General features: G+C 56.6%; 15 protein-coding genes, 1 tRNA gene and 1 riboswitch. Of the genes, 14 read left to right on the top strand and 2 right to left on the bottom strand.

Annotated elements, in window-relative coordinates; all coding sequences use genetic code 11:
* Positions 1 to 99: 99 nt before the first annotated feature.
* Together PHX60_RS06485 and PHX60_RS06480 are read right to left on the bottom strand one after the other, a co-directional pair.
* Entirely contained in the window at positions 100 to 363 is a 264-nt protein-coding gene (locus PHX60_RS06485) for a DNA-binding protein (protein WP_300075986.1), read from the bottom strand.
* Between the two features lie 193 nt (positions 364 to 556).
* Positions 557 to 633, bottom strand: a tRNA-Arg gene (locus tag PHX60_RS06480).
* Positions 634 to 739: 106 nt separating this feature from the next.
* Between PHX60_RS06480 and PHX60_RS06475 the strand changes: the two genes are divergently transcribed.
* From PHX60_RS06475 to metF, 14 genes are all read left to right on the top strand, one after another.
* Positions 740 to 1,837, top strand: coding sequence for a transposase (locus PHX60_RS06475; RefSeq protein ID WP_300075984.1), 1,098 nt, complete (start codon positions 740 to 742; stop codon positions 1,835 to 1,837).
* A gap of 127 nt (positions 1,838 to 1,964) precedes the next feature.
* A complete protein-coding gene (locus tag PHX60_RS06470) occupies positions 1,965 to 2,717 on the top strand; it encodes a GNAT family N-acetyltransferase (RefSeq protein WP_300075982.1) in 753 nt (250 codons plus the stop codon).
* Between the two features lie 103 nt (positions 2,718 to 2,820).
* A complete protein-coding gene (locus PHX60_RS06465; protein ID WP_300075980.1) occupies positions 2,821 to 3,702 on the top strand; it encodes a transporter associated domain-containing protein in 882 nt (293 codons plus the stop codon).
* Positions 3,702 to 5,306, top strand: a complete 1,605-nt coding sequence (lnt, locus tag PHX60_RS06460) for an apolipoprotein N-acyltransferase (protein WP_300076003.1) — start codon at positions 3,702 to 3,704, stop codon at positions 5,304 to 5,306. Before PHX60_RS06465 ends, lnt begins: the two co-directional genes overlap by 1 nt.
* A gap of 70 nt (positions 5,307 to 5,376) precedes the next feature.
* Positions 5,377 to 5,907 (top strand): bifunctional 3-hydroxydecanoyl-ACP dehydratase/trans-2-decenoyl-ACP isomerase, encoded by a 531-nt coding sequence (gene fabA / locus PHX60_RS06455; RefSeq protein ID WP_300075978.1) that lies wholly within the window; start codon positions 5,377 to 5,379, stop codon positions 5,905 to 5,907.
* Positions 5,904 to 7,127 carry a beta-ketoacyl-ACP synthase I gene (gene fabB / locus PHX60_RS06450; RefSeq protein ID WP_300075976.1) on the top strand — a complete coding sequence of 408 codons (1,224 nt, stop codon included), beginning with the start codon at positions 5,904 to 5,906 and terminating at the stop codon, positions 7,125 to 7,127. Before fabA ends, fabB begins: the two co-directional genes overlap by 4 nt.
* Positions 7,128 to 7,293: 166 nt before the next feature.
* Positions 7,294 to 8,199 (top strand): glycine--tRNA ligase subunit alpha, encoded by a 906-nt coding sequence (gene glyQ, locus PHX60_RS06445; protein WP_300076002.1) that lies wholly within the window; start codon positions 7,294 to 7,296, stop codon positions 8,197 to 8,199.
* A gap of 23 nt (positions 8,200 to 8,222) precedes the next feature.
* Entirely contained in the window at positions 8,223 to 12,122 is a 3,900-nt protein-coding gene (locus PHX60_RS06440; RefSeq protein ID WP_300075974.1) for a DNA methyltransferase, read from the top strand.
* Between the two features lie 57 nt (positions 12,123 to 12,179).
* Entirely contained in the window at positions 12,180 to 14,318 is a 2,139-nt protein-coding gene (gene glyS, locus PHX60_RS06435) for a glycine--tRNA ligase subunit beta (RefSeq protein WP_300075972.1), read from the top strand.
* 13 nt (positions 14,319 to 14,331) lie between these two features.
* Positions 14,332 to 14,955 carry a hypothetical protein gene (locus tag PHX60_RS06430; protein ID WP_300075970.1) on the top strand — a complete coding sequence of 208 codons (624 nt, stop codon included), beginning with the start codon at positions 14,332 to 14,334 and terminating at the stop codon, positions 14,953 to 14,955.
* Positions 14,956 to 14,963: 8 nt separating this feature from the next.
* Positions 14,964 to 15,587 carry a D-glycero-beta-D-manno-heptose 1,7-bisphosphate 7-phosphatase gene (gmhB, locus tag PHX60_RS06425; protein ID WP_300075968.1) on the top strand — a complete coding sequence of 208 codons (624 nt, stop codon included), beginning with the start codon at positions 14,964 to 14,966 and terminating at the stop codon, positions 15,585 to 15,587.
* 7 nt (positions 15,588 to 15,594) lie between these two features.
* Positions 15,595 to 15,674, top strand: a riboswitch (S-adenosyl-L-homocysteine riboswitch).
* A 76-nt stretch (positions 15,675 to 15,750) separates the two neighbouring features.
* Positions 15,751 to 17,184 (top strand): adenosylhomocysteinase, encoded by a 1,434-nt coding sequence (gene ahcY, locus PHX60_RS06420; protein ID WP_300075966.1) that lies wholly within the window; start codon positions 15,751 to 15,753, stop codon positions 17,182 to 17,184.
* A gap of 24 nt (positions 17,185 to 17,208) precedes the next feature.
* Positions 17,209 to 18,207: a TlyA family RNA methyltransferase gene (locus PHX60_RS06415; RefSeq protein ID WP_300075964.1), complete on the top strand. Its 999-nt coding sequence runs from the start codon at positions 17,209 to 17,211 to the stop codon at positions 18,205 to 18,207.
* Positions 18,204 to 19,031: a methylenetetrahydrofolate reductase [NAD(P)H] gene (metF, locus tag PHX60_RS06410; protein ID WP_300075962.1), complete on the top strand. Its 828-nt coding sequence runs from the start codon at positions 18,204 to 18,206 to the stop codon at positions 19,029 to 19,031. Before PHX60_RS06415 ends, metF begins: the two co-directional genes overlap by 4 nt.
* Positions 19,032 to 19,121: the final 90 nt, after the last annotated feature.

Genomic DNA, 19,121 nt, shown 5'->3' with positions numbered 1-19,121 from the left:
ACAGCCTGTGGAGAGGAAGGCACTGGCTTGGGTCGTAAGACCCGAGTGAAACCAGCCTCTGTGAAGCAGGAAGCAATCGGTAGATTTAATCAGAAATGATTAGATTTGCGTAGGTATTGCAGAACGGCCAAGTGCCCGGTACAGAGTTTCACGCGGCATACCTGCACGCTCGGCCACGGCGGCCATACCTTGGGCTTCGGCTACATGGCGCAAGGCGGCCAACAGTGCCACCTGTCCGCCGGGCTGGTCTGCCTCATCTAAAGCAGCGGCCAAATACTCAGTTGCAAAATCAGGGTCGGCCTTGAGCAGCTCAACCACAGCAGCATCGTGTGGGCGGCTTGCAGGTGGGCGGGTGGTGTTCATGGGCTGGCTTTATACCGCCTTGCTGTGCAGTTGGATGATTTTTGTGCCAACACGCAGTTGGTCTAGGTAGTCTGCCGATGTTTGCATCATCAACCGGCGCAGCTCCATGTATTCGGCGCAGTCGTAGGCGCTACCAAGGGGGCTGCTTTTGCCGTGGCCTAGTTGGACTTAGCCAAAGTGTGAATCCCCAAAGTGGCGCGGCGTGAGGGATTCGAACCCCCGACAGCCCGGGTAGAAGCCGGATACTCTATCCAACTGAGTTAACGCCGCCAAGGCTGCTATTTTACCGGAATCTTCGCGGCAAGCCTCGGGGTTGCGCCCGAGGTTCGAGCGAACAGGCCGGTACGGCCTGTGGTTCTTTTGCGCTGCATCGCCTATGATGATGTCCATTGTGAGTACCAGAACCCTTCAGCTCCGCATCAAAGACAAGCACGCCAAAGTGCTGCGTCAGATGGCACGCGAGGTCAATCAGGTCTGGAACCACAGCAACGAAATATCGGCCAAAGCGGCGCGGCCTTTTCATGGTAAGCCCAAGTATCTGTCGGGCTACGACTTGCAAAAATACACCGCTGGTTATAGCAAGTGCGATGGCGTAAGCGTAGGCAGTGGCACGGTGCAATTGGTGTGCGTCGAGTACGCCACCCGGCGTAAGCAGTTCAAGAAAACACGGCTGAACTGGCGCGTCTCCAATCCCAAGTCGTCCAAGTATTCGCTGGGTTGGGTGCCATTCAAAGGCGGGCACGCCAAATACAAGGCCGGACAAATCCACTTTGCAGGCCAAAAATTTAGCCTCTGGGATAGCTACGGTCTGTCCAAATACGAGTTGCGCGCTGGTTCGTTCACGGAAGACAGCCGGGGCCGCTGGTATTTCAACGTCACAGTAGAGCTTCCAGAATTCATTGGCCCCCGACTGCCTGCACCAGCCGTGGGCATAGACCTCGGACTCAAAGACTGCGCCACGGCATCCAACGAACAACAATTGCACGGACGTTGGTATCGTGAGTATGAATTAGAACTGGCCAAAGCACAGCGGGCCAACAAGAAAAAGCGCGTCAAGGCGATTCACGCCAAGATAAAGAATCAGCGCAAAGACGATATGCACCAGTTCAGCACAACGCTGGTGCGAAAAAATGCCGCCATCTTCGTGGGCGACGTGGCCAGTGCCAAGCTGGTCAAAACCAAGATGGCCAAGTCCACGCTGGATGCGGGCTGGTCATCACTGAAGACGATGTTGGAATACAAGAGCCATCAGGCCGGTATCGTCTTTATGGAAGTGAACGAAGCGTATTCAACTCAGACTTGCTCGTGCTGCGGGAGCATTCCCGCCAGCAGTCCGAAAGGTAGGGCAGGACTTGGAATAAGAGCATGGACGTGCAGCGATTGCGGGGCGGTACACAACCGCGACGTGAATGCAGCACGCAACATTCTCGCGGCGGGGCATCGTCGTCTAGCAGTAGGAATCTCCGGGGTTTAGCCCGGAGAGGATGTCAAGGCCTCAGTTTGGGCCTTGGCCAGCTTGGGCTGGATGAAATACAGGTTTTTTTGTTGCAGTGCAATAAAAAAATGTTGCACTGCAACAAAAAAGTGCCTACAGTGGCAGCATGATCCCGACCAAAGACTGGCTTCAAGCATCCTGGAGCGCCGGCATTGACCTGCTGCGTCCAGTAAGCGACCGGGAGACCGGCGATGCTACCCCCTTGCACCCTGTTGCGCCTATCGGCCATCCTAATCTGATGGTGCCGATACGCTCCTTAGGGCCTAGCTACCGCGAACGCATTGCAGCACACCTGTTGGCGCTAGAGCCGCCAGACCGTTACCTGCGCTTTGGCTATGCTGCCAACGACACCCAAATCCGCCGCTACGTGCAGCAGCTGGATTTTTACCGCGATGAAATTTTTGGTGTCTATAACCGCCGTTTAGAACTGATAGCGATGGCCCATTTGGCCCTGTCCCAACACCCCGAGCATGAACAATGCGCCGAGTTTGGTGTCTCGGTGCTGCACAAAGCGCGTGGTCAAGGGCTGGGGGCGCGCCTGTTTGAGCGCGCCACTATCCATGCCCGCAACGCTGGAGTGCATTTGGTGTTTATCCATGCCTTGTCAGAAAACAAGGCCATGCTCAAAATTGCCCGCAACGCTGGAGCGGCGATTAGCCAAGACGGTGGCGAGTCTGAAGCCTATCTCACCCTGCCACCGGCCAATTTAGATTCGCGCATGACCGAGCTGCTAGAGCAGCAATGGGCCGAGCTGGATTACCGCTTCAAACAGCAAGCGCAGCAGTTTTGGCGCTTTTTGGCCGGGGTGCAAGCGGTGCGCCAAGGGGCGCATACGGCGCGCAAACAGTCGGCTGAATAAGCCACACCCGCAAGCAACAGGGTGTAAAAAATACCCAAGACCGTAGCCATCCAGTATCCTAGCCACTCTTTTTACTATTACTGCAGGTTCTGCAACCAAGGCTGTGTCCGAACCACACTCTGAGCGTTGGCCCGATAGGGAAGACAAACGCACCTTCCTGCAAAAGCTGGTCGAGTTTATTCACCCCGGCCCGGATTCGCGCGCCGAACTGTTAGAGGTGCTGACCGAGGCCGAAAGCAATGCCCTGATTGATGCCGAAGTGCGCCTGATGCTAGAGCGCGTGATTGGCCTGACCGATGTGCGTGCCGGTGATGTGATGGTGCCTGCGCCGCGCATGGACATGCTACCCGTCGAGGCCACACTCGATGTCTTGCTGCCCACCATCATTGGCGCGGGGCATTCGCGCTTTCCGGTGTACCAAGGCGAACGTGAAAACATCATCGGGGTCTTGATTGCCAAAGATTTGCTCAAATTGCAGCACAACCCGGCTTTGCAAGTGCGCGATGTGTTGCGTCCGGCCATGTTCGTGCCCGAAAGCAAAGGCTTGAACGAACTGCTGCGCGAGTTTCGCGGCAACCGCAACCACTTGGCGATTGTGATTGACGAGTTTGGTCGCGTGGCTGGCCTTATCACCATTGAAGACGTACTAGAGCAAATCGTCGGCGAGATTGAAGACGAGTTTGACCTGCCCGAAGACCAAGGCGACATTCTCAGCTTGTCCGACAGCAGCTACCGTGTCAGTGGCGATACCCCCGTGACCCGGCTGTCCGACGTGTTGGGCGTGCCCCTGTGCAGTAGCGATGCTGACCTGAGTTTCGAGACCATCGGCGGTTTGGTGGCCCACGAAATGGGCCATGCTCCCCGGCGGGGCGAGCAGTTGGCGCTGTGCGGTTTGCAATTTGCGGTGCTGCACACCCGCGGTGGGGCTGTGCGCTGGCTCAAAGTGACCCCAGCCCCCACACCAGCAGTGGCTACCGCGTCGTGATTCGCCCTGCGACTGCGTGGGCAGCCGCGCTGCCGCCGCATCTCTGGCGCTTTAGCGTGCTGGCCTTGTGTGCCGGGCTGGCGCAGGCAGCCTCTTTGGCTTGGCCGGGCACTGGCCAGCCGTTATGGTGGCTGCAACTGGCCTCTATGGCCGTGCTGGCCTGGCTGCTGCGCCCACCGCTGCCTTGGCGACGGGCAGCGCTATTAGGTGGCCTGTTTGCCATAGCGTGGCTGGTCGGTACTTTCTGGTGGTTGTTTATTTCCATGCACACCTATGGTGGGCTGGCTGCACCGCTGGCGGTGCTGGCGGTGCTGGCGTTGGCCGGTTTTTTGGCCAGCTATTACGCCGCTGCGCTGGCGCTGTTTGCTTGGCTGGCCCCGCGCCATCGCGGGCTGGCGGCGCTGGTGTTTGGGGCCGCTTGGCTGCTGGCCGAGTTGGCCCGTGGCACTTGGTGGACGGGCTTTCCGTGGGGGGGCAGCGGTTATGCCCATGTCGATGGTCCGCTGGCCGTGTTGGCACGCACTGTGGGGGTGTATGGCATCAGCTGGGTGGCCGCAGTGCTGGCCATGTTGCTGGTGCAGGCGCGGCGCACCGATGTGCGCCAATGGCGCGTGTGGCTTTTGGGTGGAGCGTTGCTGGCTGGCTGGGCGGGGCTGGCATGGCAGCGCGATTGCGCCCTGCACGGTTGTGCGAATCAGCCCTTAACGCCACCCACTGCCACCATCCGTTTGGCTTTGCTGCAAGGCAATATCCCGCAAGATGAGAAATTTCAGCCCGGCAGTGGCGTGCCACTGGCGCTAGGCTGGTATGCCCAAGCCTTGGCCGAAGCCCCAGCTGATTTGGTAATTGCCCCAGAAACCGCCATTCCGCTGTTGCCGCAACAACTCCTGCCCGGTTATTTAGAAGATTTACAGCAGCGCTACACCAGCGGCCCACAGGCGGCGCTTTTGGGCATTCCGTTGGGCGATGCCAACCAAGGCTATACCAACTCCGTCATTGGTTGGCAGGCCGGGCAGACGCAAAGTTACCAATACGACAAACACCATTTGGTGCCGTTTGGTGAATTTATACCGCCGTTGTTCAAATGGTTTACCGCCATGATGAACATTCCGCTGGGCGACTTCAACCGGGGCGCACTGGCCCAAGCGCCCATGCACTGGCGCGGTCAGCGCATTGCGCCCAACATCTGCTACGAAGATTTGTTTGGCGAAGAACTGGCCGCCCGCTTTTTAGACCCAGCACAAGCGCCTACGATGTTTGTTAATTTCAGCAACATTGGCTGGTTTGGCGACAGCTTGGCGATTGACCAGCATTTGCACATCAGCCGAATGCGCGCCTTGGAGTTTGAGCGCCCGATGGTGCGCGCCACCAACACCGGCGCTACCGCTGTGATTGACCACCGGGGCATCGTCACCTACCAGCTGCCACGCCTGACGCGCGCCATACTTTTGGCACAGGTGCAAGGGCACGCTGGCCCCCCCACGCCTTATGCGTTTTGGGTGGCGCGTTGGGGCTTGTGGCCGCTGTGGTGGCTGGCCGCTGGGCTGCTTTGCTTGGCTTGGCGCAAGCGAGGTGCTGTTGCAAGCAGCGCAGTAGCAGGATAATGGCGGGTTGACTTTTTACCCAGCAGAAAAACCAAAGCGGCAATGCCGCTGTTGTGGAGCACGATTGAACATGGCAGATTCCTTTTCCTATGAACAACTGATTGCCTCGGGCGAAGGACGGCTGTTCGGCCCCGACAGTGGCCGCCTACCGCTGCCGCCCATGTTGATGTTTGACCGCATCACCCATATTGACGGAGATGGTGGTGCCCACGGCTTGGGCCGCATCGTGGCCGAATTGGATGTCAAGCCCGAGCTGTGGTTTTTTGCCTGCCACTTCCAAAGTGACCCGGTCATGCCCGGTTGCTTGGGGCTAGATGCCATGTGGCAGTTGATTGGTTTCTATCTCACTTGGCTGCAACTGCCAGGCCGAGGCCGCGCCTTGGGCGCAGGCGAAGTCAAATTTACCGGCGAAGTCGGCCCCGACGTGAAGCTGGTCACCTACGAAATCGACATCAAGCGCGTCATTAAGCGCAAACTGTGTATGGCCATTGGCGATGCCCGTTTGCTGGCCGATGGCAAAGAAATTTACGTCGCCAACGACTTGCGCGTGGGCTTGTTTAAACGCGAGGAAGACGGCGCAGCACAAGGAGGCGCAGCATGAGCAAAAAACGGGTAGTGATTACGGGCACAGGCATTGTCTCGTGCATTGGCAACGACCGCGCCACGCTGGTGCAATCCCTGCGCGAGAGCCGCTCGGGCATTCGCGCCATGCCCGCGTTTACCGAGTTGGGTTTGCGTAGCCAAGTGGCTGGTATTCCGCAAATTAACTTAGAAGAGCGCATTGACCGCAAGCAACTGCGCTTTATGGGCGATGCTGCCGCTTACGCGCACATCTCATTGCAAGAGGCGATTGCCCAAGCGGGCCTGACACCCGCGCAAGTCTCGCACCCGCGCACTGGCCTGATTATGGGTTCGGGCGGCGGCTCGCCTGCCAACCAAATCGAAGCTGCTGATGTGTTGCGTAGCAAGGGTATCCGCCGCGTGGGGCCGTACCAAGTAACGCGCTGCATGAGCTCGACCGTCTCGGCGTGCTTGTCCACCAATTTTGCCATCAAGGGCATCAACTACTCCATCACCTCGGCGTGCAGCACCTCGGCGCACTGCATTGGCGCGGCGGCGCAGCAAATTGCCTGGGGGATGCAAGATGTGATGTTTGCCGGTGGTGGCGAAGAACTGAGCTGGGGCATGGCCTTGCTGTTTGATGGCATGGGCGCGATGTCGAGCAAATACAACGAAACCCCCGAAAAAGCCTCGCGTGCCTACGATGCCAATCGGGATGGCTTTGTGATTGCCGGTGGCGGCGGCGCGGTGGTGCTAGAAAGCCTAGACCATGCTTTGGCCCGTGGCGCTACCATTTTGGGCGAAGTGGTTGGTTTTGGCGCTACCTCGGATGGTGAAGACATGGTCGCTCCCTCGGGCGATGGAGCCATCGCCTGTATGCGCCAAGCGATTGAAGGTTTAGATACTCCCATTGACTACATCAACACCCACGGCACTTCTACCCCCGTGGGCGATGTGCCCGAACTGCGTGCCATCCGCGCTGTGTTTGGCGATGCTATTCCGCCGTTTTCCTCCACCAAGTCGCTCACTGGGCACTCGCTGGGTGCTACGGGCGTGCAAGAGGCCATTTACTGCCTGTTGATGCTGCAAGACGGCTTTATTGCCGGTTCTGCCAACGTCGAAACCTTAGAGCCTGCCGCCGAGGGGATGCCACTGGTGACCGTCACGCGCGACGCACCGATTCGCACGGCCTTGTCCAACAGCTTTGGCTTTGGTGGCACCAACGCCAGTTTGGTGCTGCGCCGCTGGGACGGCGCATAAAGCCGCCACGGCCCCAGCCTGAACCAGCACACGGCCCGTCTGCCCCCAGAGCAGGCGGGCCGTGCTTGTTTGGGTGGCCCGTAAAATCACCCGTCTAGGCTGCTCCGGCGGCACCCGGCACCTCCCTCTTTTTACTCTGCGCGGTTTGCACCGCGCCGCACCACGCATGTTGACCTTCCAGCAAATTATCTTGAAGTTGCAGTCCTACTGGGATGCCCAAGGCTGCGCGCTCCTGCAACCCTACGATATGGAAGTGGGTGCGGGCACCTCGCACACCGCCACCTTTTTGCGTGCCATTGGCCCCGAGCCTTGGAAAGCCGCCTATGTGCAACCCAGCCGCCGCCCCAAAGATGGCCGTTATGGTGACAACCCGAATCGGCTGCAACACTACTACCAATACCAAGTGGTGCTGAAACCAGCACCCAGCAACATCCTAGAGCTGTATTTGGGCAGCTTAGAAGCCTTGGGCTTTGACCTGAAGAAAAACGACATCCGCTTTGTGGAAGACGATTGGGAAAACCCCACCTTGGGCGCTTGGGGCTTGGGCTGGGAAGTGTGGCTCAACGGTATGGAAGTGACCCAGTTCACCTACTTCCAGCAAGTGGGCGGCATTGATTGCAAACCCGCCACCGGCGAGATTACCTATGGCCTAGAGCGCTTGGCCATGTACCTGCAAGGGGTGGACAACGTCTATAACCTGCAATGGACAGACACACTCAAATATGGCGATGTCTATCACCAAAACGAAGTCGAGCAGTCCACCTACAACTTTGAACATTCGGATGCCGATTTTCTGTTTACCGCCTTCAATGCCCATGAAAAGCAGGCCCAATACCTGATGGAGCAACAACTGGCCCTGCCCGCCTATGAGCAGGTGCTGAAAGCGGCGCACAGCTTTAACCTGTTGGATGCACGTGGTGCTATCAGCGTGACCGAACGCGCCGCCTACATTGGCCGTATTCGCAACTTAGCGCGTGCTGTGGCCCAAAGCTACTACGAAAGCCGCGAGCGCTTGGGCTTTCCGATGGCCCCGCGTGAATGGGTGGCGCAAATGCAGAAAAAAGCGGCTTAAACCACTGACCCGATAGCTGCTCTATGTCTAATGCTTCCTTTACTGTCCACACGCTCAAAAATTCAACCACCCCGTGGTTCAGAAATAATCTGCTGAGTTCTGGATTTTTGCCCCATGAAGTGATAGGCCATAACTATTCACCCTTGGCAGTAAAAATAGCAAAATGGCTAGAGCAGCACTTTGAACCAGAAAAATTGGCGGCTTATAACGAGTCGCAACTCGAAAATAGCTTTATCGGCCCCTTGTTGCTGCAATTGGGTTGGGTTACTTTGCCCCAGCAGTCCTTGGTGGTACAAGGCAAACAGGCTAAACCAGATTGGTGCTTGTTGCTTGAGGTGGACCACGATATTATTTTGGCAACAGAAGGAGTCAAGCAGCTCAAATTAATCAAAGCAGTCACGGAGTCCAAAGCCTGGAATAAACCCCTAGACAATGGCAAAGCCAGCAAAGAAAATCCGCACCACCAACTGCAAGACTATCTTAATACCTTGCATGTGCGTTTTGGTTTTCTGACCAATGGCCGCTTTTGGCGTATTTATGACACCGAAAATATTACCGAGCAAAAAACTTTTATCGAGTTTGATTTAGAGCAAATACTGGCATTGCCAGATGCAGCACAAAAGAATCAAGCATTGGCCCTATTTGCTTTCTTTTTCTGCCGTGATGCCTATGTCAAACCCGAGGATGGCGGGGCGCAAAGTGCCTTAGAGCGGCTGATTGCAGCATCACGTGAATTTTCTTTGGCGGTAGAAGAAAACCTCAAGGCCGTGATTTATGGCTACGAAGGTGAAGATTCGGTCTTTGAAGTGCTGGGTAAGGCTATCTACCGTGCCAGCGACCCACAACAAGTTACACTAGAAGAGGTGTATGAAAATAGCCTGATTTTGCTGTTTCGCTTGTTGTTTGTTGTTTATTTTGAAGATAAAAACCAAGAGATTTTAGCGCAGCATCGCTACTACGATGCACAGAGTTTGCAAACTTTGTATATCAAACTGCGAACCATGCACGAAACCGAGGTCGATGGTTATCACGGTATTTTTGCCCTGAAAGGCTTATTTTCTTTATTAAACGGTGGTGCAGCAGATATTGACATCCCACTGTTCAATGGTGGTTTGTTTGACCCTGAGCGTGCGCCGCTGCTGCTCACCCCCAAAATTCTTGATAATGCCACCTTGTTGTGGGTATTGGAGCGTTTGCTTTTCAAAACAGAGCGCGGTAAACCTTTGTTGGACGTGCGGCGCAATTTCAAATTCATGAGTGTTACCCACTTGGGGCGCATTTATGAGGGTTTGTTAGAGTTTCGTTTTGATAAAGCCTTAGAGCCAGCCACTTACCTCGAATACCAAAGCCAAGCCACCGCAGGCAAAGTGATTGAAGCCTACTTCGATGCCTACGACATGGTCAAAATTCGCAAAGAAAAAGGCTTGAAGATTTTTCGTGAGTTGAATGTTCAGTCTGGCGATATTTACCTGAAAAGCGCCAGCAATTCGCGCAAAACCAGTGCCAGTTACTATACGCCCAGCGCATTGTCAGAGCGCCTAGTCAAAGCGGGTATTGACCACGCCTTGGCCCAAGGTAAATCTTTGGCCGATATTAAAATATTAGATAATGCTTGCGGTAGTGGCCATTTTTTGGTAGAAGCATTAAGCTACATGACCACCTTGGCCGTGCAGCGCCTAGAGAGTGATGCCCCACTGGCCGCCTTGGTGCAACAAGAGCGCAGTAAAATTGCCGTGCAGCTCAAAGCCTTGGGCTTGCCTTACACTCCAGACGATGGCCAAATCCTGAAGCGCCTGCTGCTGAAACGCTGCATTTATGGTGTCGATTTGAACCCATTTGCTGTCGAATTAGCGCGTCTTAGTTTGTGGATGGACAGCTTTATTTTTGGCACGCCCTTGTCATTTATTGAACACCACATTCAGCACGGCAATGCCCTGCTGGGGGCCACGGTACAAGATTTAATTGCGTACAGCAGTGGTGACCAGCAACAAAACGACTTCTTTGTCGATGATTTGCGTGGACGTTTTGATGAGTTGCGCCAAGTCATGCAAACATTGGATGCCATGCGCGATACTACGCCCGCTGAAGTGGCGCAAAGCAAGTCGCTGTGGTTGAATACCATTTCCCCTAAACTAACCTTGTTGGCGCAGGTTTTGGGTTTTATTTCGATGCGCCGGATGTTAAAAGCCGAGGGCCAGCTTGCGGCGGTGGAAGCGTGGGATAAAACACCGAATTTGTTAAGTCAATTGTTTGATAGGCAGTCAAATAAGCCTTCTCCTTTATTAGAGCAAATACAAGCCTACACCGAGCGCTACCACTTTTTTCATTATGAAATAGCTTTCCCAGAAGCCTTCAGTGGTGAACAATGGGGTTTTGATGTGGTGATGGGCAATCCGCCTTGGGATAAAACCAAGTTCAGCGATACCGATTTTTTCCCACAATACCATAGCCGTTACCGCAGTCTGAAGAATATCGAAAAATCAGCGGTGCAGCAACGCCTGCTGGGCAGCTTGCATGTGGCGACGGAACATCAAAAAACCCAAGAAATACAAGAGGTGCTAGATGCGTACTACAAAGACAAAGAGCTTTTTCCACTAAATAAAGGGGCAGTGGATACCAATTTATTCCGCTTGTTTGTAGAACGCAACTTGGGCTTACTGGCCCCAGGCGGCAGCCTGAACTATGTGCTGCCCAGCGCCTTGATGTTTGAGGAAGCCTCTACCGCACTGCGCCAACATATTTTGCAGCATTACCAAATGCGGTTTTTCCATAGCTTTGAGAATCGCCAAGGATTGTTCCCTGATGTGCATCGTAGCTATAAATTTGCCTTAATGCAGTTGATTAAAGAGCCACCTTTGGCCGGTGATAACTTTATTATCGACACGGCTTTTTATGTGGCCGACCCGGCAGAACTTAACCACCAGCAGCGCCATGTTCCGTACATGCTAGGCATGTTAAAAAGCCTGTCCCCAGACCAATGGGCTTTGATGGAACTACGCGATGCCAAAGATTTATTGGCCTTGGTCAAATGCTATGCAGCTTTTCCGGCCTTGTCGGCAGATTGGATGAATTTCCGTCGTGAACTGCACATGACGCACGATAAAGATTTGTTCCAAGAGCAGTTTATGCCCGGTGCTTTGCCCTTGGTCGAGGGCAAGATGATTTGGCAGTATAACCACCGCTTTGGTTTGCCACAGTATTGGCTAGACCCCGTGGCTTTTGATGAGCGTATGCGTAGCAAAGAGCTGCACCGCATGGCGCAAGATTTGGGTGTGCCTAAATCTGAAGTAGAGGCCCATGCGGATGCTGTGCGTTTTGACCGCAATTATCTGCGTTTGGCATTTCGAGCCATTGCCAGTGACACGAATGAGCGCACTTTAATTTTCTCATTGCTGCCAGCGGGTTTTGGTACTGGGCATTCAGTTTTTGCCACCACCCCCAAGCATTACGTTCTTAATGATGCTGGAAAAGTGCAGGTTCAGCCGGTTTCTACCTTGCGTTTATTGTTCGCGCTGGCATGGTTTAACAGTCTGCCTGCTGATTGGCTGGCGCGCTTTATGGTGCAAATTAATGTCAGTCAAACCTACCTCTACCGCCTGCCCATGCCCCAGCCTAGCGATGAGGAGATTTTGCAAAATCCCGATTACCAAGCCTTGGCGCGCAATGCTTTATTGCTAACCTTTTCCGCCAATGGGGATGATTTTGCAAGCAGTTTGGCCCCAGCAATGAAAGCCTTAGGTGTTAGCAAAAAAGATGTACCTACCATGCTAAAAGCACAAGACAAACTGCGTGTTGACATTGACCAGCGCGTGGCCCGCCTGTATGGTTTGGGCCATGATGAGCTGATACACCTGCTGCATAGTTTTAAGGTCATGGCAGCCAAGTCCCCAGAATACTTCACCCTGTTTGGTGTCCGCGCTTAAACCGCACCACCAAGTACCAAAATTTGCCCCATTTTTCGCTATTCAAAGGCCCTCCCTATGACGACAAAAAATTTGCTGGTTGAACTGTTCGTAGAAGAACTGCCCCCCAAAGCGTTGCAAAAGCTGGGCGATGCCTTTGCAGGCGTGCTGTTCGAGCAACTGCAAGCCCAAGGCTTGACTTCTGCCGATACCATCGTTACGCCCTACGCCTCGCCGCGCCGTTTGGCCGCGCACATCAGCCACATCTGGCTCAAAGCCGAAGACAAGCCGGTGCAAATCAAGCTGATGCCGGTAGCGGTAGGCTTAGATGCCCAAGGCCATGCCACCCCTGCCTTGCTGAAAAAGCTGGCCGCTATTGGGGCCGACATCGACCCGACCGACCCCGCCGCCGTGGCGGCCAGCTTGCACCGCGCCCCCGATGGCAAGGCCGAGGCTTTGTTCTACCACAGCCTTGTCACCGGGGCCACGTTAGACATGGGTCTGCAAAAAGCGCTGGACGAAGCCATTGCCAAGTTGCCCATCCCCAAAGTCATGACCTACCAGTTGGAGAGCGACTGCGAGTTGCCCGGCTGGAGTAGTGTGCATTTTGTGCGTCCAGCACACGGCTTGGTGGCGCTGCACGGTAGCACGGTCGTGCCCGTCAAAGCCTTGGGTTTGCAAGCAGGCCACAACACGCAAGGCCACCGCTTTGAGGCTGCGGTATCGCCCGTGGTGATTCAGAATGCCGACAGCTACGCCGCCACGCTGGCGCGTGATGGCGCAGTGATTGCCAGCTTTACCGAGCGCCGCGCCGAGATTGCCCGCCAACTGGCCGCTGCCGCCGAGCGCATCGGCAACGGTGTGCGCCCGATTGACGATGCCGCCTTGCTAGACGAAGTGACCGCGCTGGTAGAGCGCCCCAATGTGCTGGTGTGCCAGTTTGAACAAGAATTCCTCGACGTGCCGCAGGAATGCCTGATTCTGACCATGAAGGCGAATCAGAAATACTTTCCGCTGCTCGATGCCGCTGGCAAACTCACCCACCAATTTTTGGTGGTCAGCAACATCAGCCCGCAAGATGCCAGCGCCGTGGTGCAAGGCAACGAGCGCGTGGTGCGTCCGCGTTTGGCCGATGCCAAATTCTTCTTTGACCAAGACCGCAAGAAAACGCTGGCCTCACGCGTGGAATTTTTGGATAAAGTGGTCTATCACAACAAATTGGGCACGCAAGGCGAGCGCGTGCAGCGCGTGCGTGCCATTGCCCATGCGATTGCCCAACAGCTAGGCGATGTTGCCCTGCCGCAGTGGATAGACCAAGCCGCTTTGCTGGCCAAAACCGACCTCGTCACTGACATGGTGGGCGAATTCCCCGAGCTGCAAGGCATTATGGGCCGCTACTATGCCCTGAACGATGGCTTGCCTGCCGATGTCGCTGATGCGATTGAAGACCATTACAAGCCGCGTTTTGCCGGTGATACCCTGCCGCGCAACACCACCGGCGTGGTGGTGGCGCTGGCCGATAAACTCGAAACCTTGGTCGGTATGTTCGGCATTGGCAACCTGCCCACCGGCGACCGCGACCCGTTCGCACTGCGCCGCCATGCCTTGGGCGTGATTCGCATGTTGGTAGAAAAAGACCTGCCGCTGGATTTGGGCACGCTGCTGGCCAGCGCCGTGCCAGCGTTTGGCGACAAAATCCAAGATGCCACCCCGGCACTGGCCGACTTTATTTATGACCGCTTGGCCGGTGCGTTGCGCGAGCAAGGCTACCGCGCCCAAGAGGTGGAAGCCGTGCTGGCCCTGCGCCCACAACGTCTGGCTGAAGTAGCCAAGCGCCTTGAAGCCGTGCGTGCCTTTGCTGCCCTGCCCGAGGCCCCAGCTTTGGCCGCTGCCAATAAGCGCGTGGGTAACATTCTGAAGAAGGCCGGTGAGGTGGATGCCCACGTCAACCCAGCCCTGTTGCAAGAGCAAGCCGAACAAGACTTGTTTGCCGCCTTGCAGCGTTTTGTGCCCGAAGCCAACGCCCAGTTTGAAGCCGGTGACTACACCACCAGCTTGCAAACGCTGGCCGTGTTGCGTGCGCCGGTCGATGTCTTCTTTGACGACGTGATGGTCAACGCCGAAGCAATGGATGTGCGCCTGAACCGCCAAGGCTTGCTCAAAGTGCTGCACGTCGCCATGAACCGCGTGGCCGATTTGTCGCGCTTGGCCGCCTAAGCGCAGACTCCATATGGCCGTGACTGCACAGCAGCGCCTCGCTTGGTATTTGTTTGCGCCCCCGGCATTTTTGGCCGGTTTGCGCTGGTTGTTGCAATGGCAAGAGGGGCGCAGCACCAGCGGGCCGGTGTTGCCGCTGTCGCCGTTTGCTGGGGCGCAATCTGTGTCCGGCATGTTGTGGTCATTGGCTACGCCACTGCTGGCCATCTTGCTGCTGGCGCTGGCGGTTTGGTGGGCGCGGCGGCGTTGGGGCTGGGCCAAGGTGCAGCCGCTGCTGTTGGTTTTGTGGGTATTGGTGTGTTTGGCCGGTGCAGCTGCTTTACTGTGGCGACAACACAATCTGCAAGGCTTGCGCCCCTTGCCGCCCGTGCAGGCGCAGGTATTGGGCAGCCGCTACAAAAAGCCCAATGCCCGCAGTCTGGGCGGCACCGAGTTGGTATTGCGCGTGGCGACGCTAGAGGGTTTGCAGCAAGTGTTAATCGACGACCCACAAGCCGCCCAATGGCAAGCCGGACAAGCCTTGCAACTGCAATGGGCGCAAGGGCGTTACAGTGGCTGGTTTGTTACCGGCTGGCAAGCCCTGCCCACGCTGCCCACCGCGCCAGCAGCTGCCAATGCTCCGGCTTTGCGCCCATAATTGCGCTTATGAAACTCGCTATTTTGGACCGCGATGGCACCATCAACGCCTTGGGCGAGGATGAGTTCATCACCTCGCCCGCCGATTGGAAACCCCTGCCCGGCGCTTTAGATGCCATTGCTCGGCTCAACCATGCGGGTTGGCATGTGGTGGTGGCGGCCAATCAACCGGGCTTGGGGCGCGGCCTGTTCGATATGGCTACGCTCAACGCCGTTCATGCCGCCATGCACAAGCAAGTGGCCGCTGTGGGTGGGCGTATTGACACCGTGTTTTACTGCCCCCATGCCCCGGATGAAGACTGCCGTTGCCACAAACCAGCACCCGGTTTGTTAGAGCAAATTTGCGAGCGCTATGGTGTCGATGCCAGCAAAGTCTGCATCATTGGTAGTTGTTTGCCGCACATGCAGGCCGGTGCAGCCGTTAAGGGGATGTTGCATTTGGTTTGTACCGGGCACGCCGCCGGTTTAGACCCGGCAGCACCGTTGCCGCCCGAATGGCCCGCTGGCATCCAAACCCATGCCAGCATGGAAGCCTTGGCAGAGCAGCTACTGGCGGCCATGCCTACGCCGCCTGCCCCAGCTGCCCAGCACAAGGCCCCTAGCGCCGCCACGCTGGCCGCCAACTCCGTATAATCGGCCACTTCCGAGGAGCGTTGCAGCGCCCCCAGCACAGCGGGGCGTGAGGCTCGGAATCCACCCTAGCAACGACGCTCATCCACTTCCGGTGCGGTGAGCTGTGTTTTCTGCAATTTCCGTGTCGGCCAGTGGCTTGTTCCCCCTGTTTTGGAGCCGACCCATGAATGCACCTGCTTCCCACCTCGCTAACGCCGATTGCGCGATTGCCGACATCGCCTTGGCCGCCTGGGGCCACAAAGAAATTCGCATTGCCGAAACCGAAATGCCCGGCCTGATGGCCATCCGCGAAGAGTTTGCCGCCAGCCAGCCCCTCAAGGGCGCACGCATTACCGGCAGTTTGCACATGACCATTCAAACCGCGGTGCTGATTCAAACGCTAGAAGCACTGGGCGCACAAGTGCGTTGGGCCTCGTGCAACATCTTCAGCACCCAAGACCACGCTGCTGCTGCCATTGCCGATGGTGGTACGCCGGTGTTTGCCATCAAGGGCGAATCGCTGTCCGACTATTGGGATTACACGCACCGCATTTTTGAATTTGGCCCCGCCAACGCCCCCGGCGAAGGCCCGAACATGATTTTGGACGATGGCGGCGATGCCACCATGCTGATGCACTTGGGCCAACGCGCCGAGAAAGACCTGTCGGTGCTGGACAAGCCCACCAGCGAAGAAGAAACCATCCTGTTTGCTGCCATTCGCGCCAAATTGGCCGTAGATGCCACTTGGTACACCCGCAAATCGGCTGACATCATCGGTGTGACCGAAGAAACCACCACCGGCGTACACCGCCTGAATGAAATGTCGGCCAAGGGCACGCTGCTGTTCCGTGCCATCAACGTCAACGACTCCGTCACCAAGAGCAAATTTGACAACCTCTATGGTTGCCGTGAATCTTTGGTCGATGGCATCAAGCGTGCTACCGATGTCATGATTGCTGGCAAAGTAGCCTGTGTGGCCGGTTATGGTGATGTCGGCAAGGGCAGCGCCCAAGCCCTGCGCGCCCTGAGCGCCCAAGTCTGGGTAACCGAGATTGACCCCATCAACGCCCTGCAAGCCGCGATGGAAGGCTACAAAGTGGTGACGATGGAATACGCCGCCGACAAGGCCGACATCTTCGTCACGACCACCGGCAACCGTGATGTGATTCGCCACGAACACATGGTGGCGATGAAAGACCAAGCCATCGTCTGCAACATCGGCCACTTTGACAACGAAATTGATGTTGCGTCGATTGAGCAATACCAGTGGGAAGAAATCAAGCCGCAAGTGGACCATATCCAGTTCCCTGACGGCAAGAAAATCATCTTGCTGGCCAAGGGCCGTTTGGTCAATTTGGGCTGCGCTACCGGCCACCCCAGCTTTGTGATGAGCGCCTCGTTTGCCAACCAAACCATCGCCCAGATTGAGCTGTTCACCAAGCCCGAGCAATACCAAGCCGGTAAGGTCTATGTGCTGCCCAAGCATTTGGACGAAAAAGTGGCGCGCCTGCACCTGAAAAAGGTTGGCGCGATGCTCACCGAGCTGACCGATGCCCAAGCCGCCTACATTGGCGTGCCGAAAAACGGCCCCTACAAGGCCGATAGCTACCGCTACTAAGCCAACTTGAGAATGTGACCCGCTATGCGTGCAGATGTTTTTTTGGTAGAAAAAGGCCATGCGGCCACGCGCTCGCAAGCGCAACGCCTGATTGCCTCGGGGGTGGAGTGGCGCTTGTCGTCGTTTGCGCCGTGGCAAAAAGTGGCCAAAAACGGCGATGAAATCCCAACGATGGCCGAGTTGCGCCTACTCGATGCCGCTGAGGCCAAATACATCTCGCGCGGCGGTCTCAAACTCGAAGGGGCGCTGGCCGCCACCGGCCTGTCTGTGGCCGGACTGCGCTGCTTGGATGTGGGCCAAAGCACCGGCGGCTTTACCGATTGCCTGCTGCAGCAAGGGGCGGCACAGGTGATTGGCGTCGATGTGGGCCACGGCCAGCTGCACGAGCGCCTGCGCCAAGATGCGCGCGTGGTGTGTGTGGAGGGTCTCAATGCCCGCAGCATGACGGCCACCGATTTGCAGGCCGCCTGCGAGCTGGCGCTGTCTGAAGTGGTGGAAGAAACCGAAGACAACGACACCCAGCCCGTCGCCCCGTACAGCTGGATGCGTAATGGCGGTTTGGTCGATGAGGAATATGACGACAGCGATGATGCCAAAGAGCAGGACATCGAAGCCTTCAAGGCCGAACGTGCCGCCAAGCAGCAGGCGCGCCAAGCGGGTACCTTACCGGTGCAACGTCGCCGCCGTGCCGGGCTAGAAAATGTCAACATCACGCCAGCGTTTGACTTCATCACGGGCGATTTGTCGTTTATTTCTTTAACGCTGGTGTTACCGGCCCTAGTGCCTTTGCTGGCCCCCGGTGGCGCGCTGCTGCTGCTGGTCAAACCCCAATTTGAGCTGCAACCCGGCCAAGTCGGCAAAGGGGGCATTGTGCGCGATGCGGCACTTTACCCGGTGGTGGAGCAGCGCATCCGCGAGGCTTGCGCCGGTTTGGGTTTACAGGTGCAAGCCTGGCTGGACAGCCCGATTGCGGGCGGTGATGGCAACCGCGAATTTTTTGTTTTTGCCCGGAGAGCGGCATGAAGCTAAGCCTAGAATTTTTTCCACCCAAAACCCCCGAAGGGGCCAGCAAGTTGCAGGCGGTGCGCCAGCAGCTGTATGCCCTCAAGCCAGAGTTTTGCTCTGTTACCTACGGTGCGGGTGGCTCGACACAAGAAGGCACTTTTGCTACCGTGCGCGACATCTTGGCCGAAGGCATGGATGCGGCCTCGCACTTTTCCTGCATTGGTGCCACGCGCGACAGCGTGCGCGCGCAATTGGCCACGCTCAAGGCGATGGGCGTGCGCCGTTTGGTGGCTTTGCGTGGTGATTTGCCCAGCGGCTATGGTTTGGGCGGTGAATTCAACTATGCCAGCGATTTGGTGGCTTTTATCCGCACCGAAACTGGCAACGATTTCCACATTGAAGTGGCCGCTTACCCCGAAATCCATCCGCAAGCCAAATCGCCCGAGGCCGACTTGCAAGCCTTTGCGACCAAAGTGCGCGCTGGGGCGGATTCGGCCATCACCCAGTATTTTTACAACGCCGACGCTTATTTTCGCTTTGTCGAAGATGCGCGCCAATTAGGGGCGGATATTCCGGTGGTGCCCGGCATCATGCCGATTGCCAGCTCAACCCAACTGTTACGCTTTTCGGATGCCTGCGGTGCCGAGGTGCCGCGTTGGATTCGCCTGCGCCTGCAAGCCTATGGCGACGATACTGCCAGCATCCGCGCATTTGGACTGGACGTAGTGACCCAGCTGTGCGAACAACTGCGCCAAGGCGGGGCACCTGCTTTGCATTTCTACACCATGAACCAAAGCGCCGCCACGCTAGAAATCTGCCAACGTCTGGGCTGGCGCTTCTAAAGCCCGCGCTGAGCTTCTGTTTGGTTGCTCCTCCCGCTGCGTGCGGGATTTTTTTCGACTGCGCTACCATTAACGTTCCTGTTGTTTTGG

It is taken from the genome of Giesbergeria sp. (assembly GCF_028686475.1).
Classification (GTDB): Bacteria; Pseudomonadota; Gammaproteobacteria; order Burkholderiales; family Burkholderiaceae_C; genus Simplicispira.
Note: the sequence above shows the minus strand (reverse complement) of the source record. Positions and strands in the feature narration are given on the sequence as shown.

Coding starts and splice junctions, on each gene's coding strand:
- PHX60_RS06475 (WP_300075984.1), top strand. CDS start 740: ATGATGATGTCCATTGTGAGTACCAGAACCCTTCAGCTCCGCATCAAA.
- glyQ (WP_300076002.1), top strand. CDS start 7,294: ATGTTGACCTTCCAGCAAATTATCTTGAAGTTGCAGTCCTACTGGGAT.
- PHX60_RS06430 (WP_300075970.1), top strand. CDS start 14,332: ATGGCCGTGACTGCACAGCAGCGCCTCGCTTGGTATTTGTTTGCGCCC.
- ahcY (WP_300075966.1), top strand. CDS start 15,751: ATGAATGCACCTGCTTCCCACCTCGCTAACGCCGATTGCGCGATTGCC.
- fabA (WP_300075978.1), top strand. CDS start 5,377: ATGGCAGATTCCTTTTCCTATGAACAACTGATTGCCTCGGGCGAAGGA.
- PHX60_RS06415 (WP_300075964.1), top strand. CDS start 17,209: ATGCGTGCAGATGTTTTTTTGGTAGAAAAAGGCCATGCGGCCACGCGC.
- metF (WP_300075962.1), top strand. CDS start 18,204: ATGAAGCTAAGCCTAGAATTTTTTCCACCCAAAACCCCCGAAGGGGCC.
- PHX60_RS06485 (WP_300075986.1), bottom strand. CDS start 363: ATGAACACCACCCGCCCACCTGCAAGCCGCCCACACGATGCTGCTGTG.
- PHX60_RS06470 (WP_300075982.1), top strand. CDS start 1,965: ATGATCCCGACCAAAGACTGGCTTCAAGCATCCTGGAGCGCCGGCATT.
- PHX60_RS06440 (WP_300075974.1), top strand. CDS start 8,223: ATGTCTAATGCTTCCTTTACTGTCCACACGCTCAAAAATTCAACCACC.
- gmhB (WP_300075968.1), top strand. CDS start 14,964: ATGAAACTCGCTATTTTGGACCGCGATGGCACCATCAACGCCTTGGGC.
- glyS (WP_300075972.1), top strand. CDS start 12,180: ATGACGACAAAAAATTTGCTGGTTGAACTGTTCGTAGAAGAACTGCCC.
- fabB (WP_300075976.1), top strand. CDS start 5,904: ATGAGCAAAAAACGGGTAGTGATTACGGGCACAGGCATTGTCTCGTGC.